The sequence below is a fragment of the Bombilactobacillus bombi genome (assembly GCF_013607485.1).
Lineage (GTDB): Bacteria > Bacillota > Bacilli > Lactobacillales > Lactobacillaceae > Bombilactobacillus > Bombilactobacillus bombi_A.
Map to the genome: position 1 here is coordinate 1 of NZ_SCHP01000045.1, position 7,635 is coordinate 7,635.

The 7,635-nt window shown below is 36.6% G+C and carries 5 protein-coding genes and 1 pseudogene; 4 read left to right on the plus strand and 2 right to left on the minus strand.

What is annotated here, in order from left to right; translation table 11 throughout:
* Positions 1-3,092, minus strand: a 3,092-nt coding sequence (locus EQ827_RS07045; protein WP_181190298.1) for a PD-(D/E)XK nuclease family protein, incomplete at its 3' end; no start/stop codon positions are given.
* A gap of 109 nt (positions 3,093-3,201) precedes the next feature.
* On the opposite strand from EQ827_RS07045, the gene mvk reads away from it, so the two are divergent.
* The 4 genes from mvk to fni are packed head-to-tail and all read left to right on the plus strand — an operon-like array spanning position 3,202 to position 7,274.
* Positions 3,202-4,128 carry a mevalonate kinase gene (mvk, locus tag EQ827_RS07050; protein ID WP_181190299.1) on the plus strand — a complete coding sequence of 309 codons (927 nt, stop codon included), beginning with the start codon at positions 3,202-3,204 and terminating at the stop codon, positions 4,126-4,128.
* Positions 4,129-4,134: 6 nt separating this feature from the next.
* Entirely contained in the window at positions 4,135-5,097 is a 963-nt protein-coding gene (mvaD, locus tag EQ827_RS07055; RefSeq protein ID WP_181190300.1) for a diphosphomevalonate decarboxylase, read from the plus strand.
* A 51-nt stretch (positions 5,098-5,148) separates the two neighbouring features.
* Positions 5,149-6,222 carry a phosphomevalonate kinase gene (locus EQ827_RS07060; protein WP_181190302.1) on the plus strand — a complete coding sequence of 358 codons (1,074 nt, stop codon included), beginning with the start codon at positions 5,149-5,151 and terminating at the stop codon, positions 6,220-6,222.
* 14 nt (positions 6,223-6,236) lie between these two features.
* Complete coding sequence (gene fni, locus EQ827_RS07065; protein WP_181190301.1) at positions 6,237-7,274, plus strand: type 2 isopentenyl-diphosphate Delta-isomerase; 1,038 nt, start codon at positions 6,237-6,239, stop codon at positions 7,272-7,274.
* Positions 7,275-7,425: 151 nt separating this feature from the next.
* On the opposite strand, the pseudogene EQ827_RS07070 reads toward fni, so the two are convergent.
* Positions 7,426-7,635 (minus strand): annotated as a pseudogene (locus EQ827_RS07070) (3-hydroxyacyl-CoA dehydrogenase family protein); the annotation flags it as partial.

The following is a 7,635-nucleotide window of genomic DNA, read 5'->3' on the forward strand; positions in this document are numbered from 1 at the left end:
CCTTTATATTTATACTTTTTAAATAAATAATCTTGATAATTATCCCACTGCCCTTTTAAATCTTCAAAATTAACAATTGGGTTTTGTAAATGCAAATAAAATCCCCCTAAGGCAAATGCAGGACCATCAAATAAAGACGGATCGTTAATTAAACTAGCCAAATAAGTCATCATTTGTAAATTAATTCCTGCATAAAATTGGGAAAAATTAAAATCATGCAAACTCGACTTATAATCCACTACAAAGTAATCTTGGGGGGCGCTGACCAACCGATCAATCCGATCAATTCGGCCACGGACAACGACATCTTGTTGAGCATTAAGCTCATAACGCAAAGGCTCAATATTATGCAAGGCACCTACTTGACCAAACGCTACTTCTGTTTTGTAGGGATAAAATTGAGCTGAACGGGACTGTTTTCTTAAAGCCTCAAGGGAGTTTTGGACTGTTTGAATCATCCTTTGTCGAGCAAATTTTTCATCTCGTGAGAAAATTCGGTATTGCTTTTGAGCAAGAATTTTTTGAATGACTTGATTAGATAAGTTAGTTAACTCTTGAGCACTTAGCTGATTAAGCGTCTTTTGTTGAGACTGCAGTTCTTTGATAGTTTGATCCATCACCTCATGAAAGAAAGTTCCTTGATTGGCCGGGGTAATTTTAAATTCTGCTCGGGACTGTAAATTAAGTCCATAACGGAGAAAATACTCATAAGGATTCTGATAAAAAGTTTCTAATTGCGAAATAGAAACAGCCAAATGATCTCCGTATAATTTTTGGCTTAAGTCAACAGTTAAGGGTTGAGGGATATTTTGATAATGTAGACTAGACCAAAGTAAATTTAAATAATCTTTATTAGCAGCATGGGTGAACAAAATATCATGAATATTCTGCCACCAAGGAGCAACTTGTTGTTGCTGATCTTGTGCATGACGATAAATTTCCAGTAAATGATTTAAAGTAATAGTGGGACTCCCAATTGTCCGCAAAACGGATTGCGGTGTGGCAGATTGTTTACAATCTAAAGGCTGCTCGGTTAGTTGAAAATGCTTTTTAATTAACTCGACGTAAGGTGATAAGCGGACTTCACCTTGCTCTTTGGTAGAGGAATAAGTGAAAATCAAGCGCTCTTTGCCAGTTAAAAAGCCAATGTCATGCAAGTATGGTTCATTGTTATTTAATTGCTGCTCGGTCTCCGGCAAGCTTTCATCAGTTTGTAATAAAGGCTGCAATAAGGCCAAATCATCATCTGATAATAAGCTATGATTAGTATTTACTAGTGGCATATCAGCATCATTAGCGCCCATAATAATAGTTATTAACTGATTATTACTTTGCACCATACCTAATTCAGAAATATGCACTGAGTCTATAACCGAAGGAATAGTTGAATATTTAGCCTGATCAAAACCGTTATCAATTACAATTAAGAATTCCTGCGCATTAAAATCTTCATTGCCAAAAATGGTTACATATTCATCTAAAAGCTGTGCAAACATCTTTACAATTTGTTGGGGCTGCTGACTCAAAGTGATATCTCCTGCGGCAATAGCCTGCTGTTCCCAATCTTTTAAATTAATAAAAACTTTTAAGTCAGTTAATAAAGTATATAATTGTTCAGCGGCTTGACGACAGGTAGCTGGTGTTTGAATAATAGTTGCTATCTTTTGATAGGTAGATTTAATCAACGCTTTGATTTGATTAATTTGCTCTATCTGGGCTTGAAGTTGGGAGTTGTGGCTATCACTGATAAATTCAGCTTCATCTAACCAGTCATGGGCACGAATGCCATGGGCCAAAATATAATTATCCGTCAAATCCACTGCTTGGCGATAATCTGTTACCGACATAGAAGCTGGCACTATCAATTCGGTACGTAAAAAGCGTATTACATCTACATATTGCAAATTATTTTGGAAGAGTGCAAAAATACTGTCAATGAGATCTTTAAAAGCATGATCTTTCATAGAATGCTGCAAATCGACAAAATAGCTAATACCTTGATTGAAAAAATATGGCTCTAAAAATTGGCGGTATTCATCAAGATTACGAGCCAAAACCAAAAAATCACGATAGCGATAGCCTTGTGTGGCCACTAACTGACGGATATAAGTAGTTACAGCGGCAACTTCTTTTTGGGGACTAGTATCTGTCCAGATTTGAATAGAACTAGCATCTTCTAACTTTTGAGCAGTAGTAGCACTAAGGTTAGTATTTTGCGCTATCCAAAAATCTTCTAAAGCTGCTAAATCTTGACTAACTCGCAGTTTTGAAACTGTTTGGGTAGTAACAGGAATTTTTTGCTGGCGGGCCCATTGGAATAAATCCAAAAAAGTTTTTCGAGGTCTTTGAAAAAATATACTCTCTTGATCAATTGAATAAGCATGATCTAAGGTCAAGCTTATTTCCACACTAGCGGCATGACTAATCATTGCTTGTAAAATAGCCATTTCCTGTGAATTGAATTGAGAAAAATCGCTAACAAAATAATGAAAATGATTTTGTTTTTCATCTGTCTCTAAAAAATTTTTTAAGAGACTGTTTAACTGTTGATTATTGCTATATGTGTCTTGAATCTGTTCTTGATAGGCTTGATAAATTAATTGTAGATCCGATAACTTAATTGTTAAATCACCGACATCTTGGGCTTGAGACGCTAACTGCTGCAGACGCTCACTAGAGATATTGCCATTAATTAATTCATTGATTTGCTCTTGTAAAGTGACAATAAAACCAGGTCGGCTAGCTTCTCCTTTATACAGATGCAATTGCGCAGCTAATTGCTGGACAATTTTAGCTAAAATCATCGCTTGCGTGGTAGCAGTTAATTGCGGAGTTTGATACACCGGATCATTGCGCAAAAAATACCATGCTAGTCGAGAAAAAGAAAAGACTTGTACTTGATTAGTTGCAAATATCTGACTTTGTTCGGTTAAGGATTTTAAAATGTGGACTTCACCTTCAAATTTTAAATGGTTTGGAACAATCCACACAAATTGGTCTTGGGGATTTTGGGTTAATTTATGTTTTAAATCCGCCAAAAGTGCACCTTGCTTGTCATTTTGAGCTTTTCCTAAAATAAATTTTAAATTCATATAATTATTACCCTCGCTATTTTATAATTTCATTATAACAAGGAGAATTATGTGCGCAATTGAAAGTATTTGTGTAAAATAGATTAGAGCAAAAGGAGGAATTATTTTGTTGGGAATTGGCAAAACGCACGGAAAAGTTTTTTTAGTTGGAGAACATGCTGTTGTATATGGACAACCAGCGATTACTATTCCGCTGTTGGATATTACTACTGTGGCCCAAGTCGCTTCTCAAGCAACTAACACTATTACATTAGATTCCAACTATTATCAAGGTCCTCTTAACAACTGTCCTGCTGATTTAAAGGGCATTGCTGCATTAATTGAACTTTTAAGCAAAGACTTACCAATTGCGCCTGCTTTTAAAGTGAAGATTACTAGCGACTTGCCTATTGAACGTGGTATGGGTTCGTCAGCAGCTACTGGTGCGGCAATTACCAAGGCATTATTTAACTATGCTCAAATACAATTGCCATATGCTGATTTAATTCATTATACTAACTTTTCTGAGAAGATAATTCATGGCACCCCTAGTGGTGTTGATGCAATTACTGTCAATTCTGAGCAGCCAATTTATTTTATTAAAAATCAACTAACGCAGCCTTTTTCAGTTAATCTGCCAGCTTACTTAGTCATTATTGATTCTGGCATTAAGGGCAATACCGGAGCTGCCGTTCATGACTTGCGGGTGCTTAAACAGCAGTATCCACAAAAAGTTAATCCCCAATTAGAAAAACTAGGACTTTTAACCCAACAAACTCGACAAGCTTTAACAAATCAAGATTTACAACAGCTAGGCCAAATCTTTCGGCAAGCACAGACAATCTTGCAAGAATTAAAAATTAGTAACCAACAATTAGATGATTTAGTAAGTTTAGCTAATCAAGCGGGCTCTTTAGGAACTAAAATCACCGGTGGCGGCCGTGGAGGCTGCTTAATTGCTTTAGCAGCCACTAAGAAGCATGCGCAAAACATAACTCAAGCGGTCAAAGATCAATCCCAGCAAACTTGGATTCAATCTTTAGCCGATTTAAGATAGGACATGATGACAACGACAACAACTACTGCACATACAAATATTGCCTTAATTAAATATTGGGGGAAAAAAGATGAACACTTGCACCTTCCCTATACTGACAGCCTTTCTTTAACACTAGATGGTTATTATTCTGTCACTACCACTTCTTTTATCCAGGCACCAAATGATCAAATCTTTATCAATCATCACCCTGCCAGTCCAGAATTTTTTAGCCGCACAGAAAAATTTTTGAATTTAATCAGAAAAATCAATCATTCCTCACAAAAAATAGAAGTTAAAACTGATAATTTTGTTCCTACCGCTGCAGGTTTAGCTTCTTCTGCCTCAGGCTTTGCCGCTCTAGCAGGATCTTTAGCTAAATTATTTCAAATGTCTCTAACCAAGACTGAACTATCCGCCTTAGCACGACTAGGGTCAGGCTCAGCAACTCGCTCTATTTTTGGTGGTTTTGTCCAGTGGCATCAAGGCCATAATAGCCAAACGTCGATTGCTGAACCTATTTTAGAAAAACCAACCTTCCCTATTCGGTTGTTGAGTGTGGTTATTAATAATCAAGCTAAAAAAATTTCTTCAACCACTGGTATGCAGCAAGCTGTAGCAACTTCCCCTTTTTATCCTCAATGGCCTCATATTGTTCAACAAGACTTACAACACATTTTAAAAGCCATAAAAAATCAAGATCTAGAACAAATTGGAGCCATTGCTGAAGCTAATTGTTTGGCGATGCACGCTCTTAATTGGAGCGCTCGGCCCGCATTTTCATATTTTGAGGATACTACTTATCAAGTTATTGAAGCTGTAAAAAAATTACGCCAGCGAGGATATTTGGCTTACTATACAATTGATGCTGGTCCCAATGTCAAAATTATTACGACAAGTAAAGATTTACTTCCTATTAAAGAATATCTGCAAACTAATTTTCCTCAAGCGCAAATGACAGCCCTAAAGCCGGGTCCAGGTTTACAATAAGTATGCTATAATAGCATTTTGGTTAATTATTTAGGGAAAGGTTTTGATGATTTGATAACTGTTCATGCTCCCGGCAAATTATATATTGCTGGCGAATACGCGGTTGTAGAGCCCGGATATCCGGCGATTGTAGTAGCTATGAATCAATTTGTAACTGTAACGATTGAGAATTCTTATGATCATGGTACGATTAATTCTAAACAATATGAAGAGATGCCTGTTCGCTGGCGGCGACGTGGGAATCAGTTAATTATTGATAATCGCGATAATCCATTTGAATATATTTTATCGTCAATTAAATATACCGAAAAATACGCATTAGAAAAACACCAATCCTTAGCACTTTTCAATCTTAACGTTAATAGTCAGCTCGATGCTGATGATGGAAAAAAATATGGCTTAGGGTCATCTGCCGCAGTAACTGTGGCAACAGTAAAGGCCTTGTCTGAATTCTATCATTTAAATTTAAGCAAAGAAGAGATTTTTAAATTGGCAGCAATCTCCCATTTTAAAGTTCAAAATAATGGCTCTTTTGGCGATATTGCTGCCAGTGTTTACGGCGGTTGGATTGCTTATCAATCACCAGACCGGCAATGGCTCACGCAAATGTTAGCGACTCAGCCTTTAAGTAAGGTTATCCAGCTTGATTGGCCTCAGTTGAGTATTGAACAATTACATTTCCCAAAGGAGTTGAATTTATTAATTGGTTGGAGTGGAAGTCCCGCATCAACTCCTGTTTTAGTGGATAAAATTGCAGTTGCGCGCTCTCAACAACAAGATAAATATCAACAATTTTTGGAAGCTTCTAAAGACTGTCTGCAAAAAATGATTGCCGGTTTTAAAAGTGGCTCAAGTAATATTATTAAGGAACAAATTGCCCAAAATCGCCACTTATTGCAACAACTCGCCCAATTTAGTGAAGTAGTTATTGAAACTCCTAAACTAACAAAATTGTGCGAAATTGCTATTCGTTACGGTGCAGCTGCCAAAAGTTCTGGCGCTGGTGGCGGTGATTGTGGAATTGCCGTGATTGATGCTGACCCAACTGTCAAAGAAGCACTACTGCGTGATTGGAGTCTACACCAAATCCAACCTTTAAATTTTAGTGTCCATTCTTTAGATTAAAATGAGGAAGTATTGTGCCCAAACAACCACTTGATCTCCAACGAAAAAATGAACATCTATTTTTATCAGAAAAGTATTATCGTTCTACCAACCCGCTATTTGATGACTTACAAATAATGCCCGTGAGCTTACCCAATGTTGCCGTTAAAAATGTTGATCTAACAACAACTTGGGGAGCAAATCAGGCATCAAGCCCCTTATACATTAATGCGATGACTGGCGGCTCACCTCAAACTATTGAGCTCAATCGTAAAATTGCCTTGCTCGCTAAGGGGTTGAATATTCCTATGGCCGTCGGTTCAATGAGCAACTATCTCAAATATTTAGATAATCCTGATGTTCGTCAATCTTATGCAGTAGTTCGTCAAGTTAATCCAGACGGGATTATTTGGGCTAATCTGTCTGCCCATACTCCTTATCAAGCAGCTCAAAAATGTATTGATTTAATTCAAGCTGATGCTTTACAAGTCCATCTCAATGCTGCTCAAGAAGTGGTTATGCATGAAGGAGAAAATAATTTTGTTTGGCAGGACAACTTACAGCAACTAGTACAACAACTTTCGGTACCAGTAATTGTTAAAGAGGTCGGCTTTGGCATGGATAGACGCTCTGCTTCCCTCTTACAGCAATTGGGTGTAGAAATTATTGATATTTCAGGTCGTGGTGGCACTAATTTTGCGCAAATTGAAAATGAACGTAATCATTTTACTAATTATCAATTTTTGCAAAATTGGGGGTTAAGTACCCTTGAATCATTATTAGAAACTAAATCATTGCAAAATCAAGTGATTATTTTAGCTTCTGGCGGGATACGCTCGCCTTTAGATATCATTAAATGTTTGATTTTAGGTGCGCATGCTGTTGGGATAGCAGCCCCAGTTTTACACATGCTGCAGCATTATACTTTTAATGAGGTACAAGACTATTTCTCTACTTGGGTAAAGCAAATTCAAGAAATAATGGCACTCTTAGGTTGTCAAAAGATTTCAGATTTAAAAGAAATTGATTATCGCCTATCACCGCAATTAAATAATTTTCTACAGCAAAAATAACTTCAAGTTGAACGTTAATATAGATATCAAAAAAGACTGGCATCATTTTATTGTCAGTCTTTTTTGGTATCTATATTAATATGATAGAAGCCAAATTACTAAAAATTTTCCTTTTTGACATTTTTATCTTAAATTAAAAGACACTTGTTAGTTATTTTGCTTGCTTTTGATCTTGTTTTAATAACTCTAATAAGGCCTGATCTCGCTTTTGAACAACTTGCTTATTTGAATCAGTCTTCCAATCAAAAAAGCCTTCTCCAGATTTCAGACCTAATTTATTATCCGCAACCATTTTAGTTAATAAGGGATCAGTCTTTTGTTCAGCACCTAAATCAGCGTATAAATATGAGCTAATATTCTT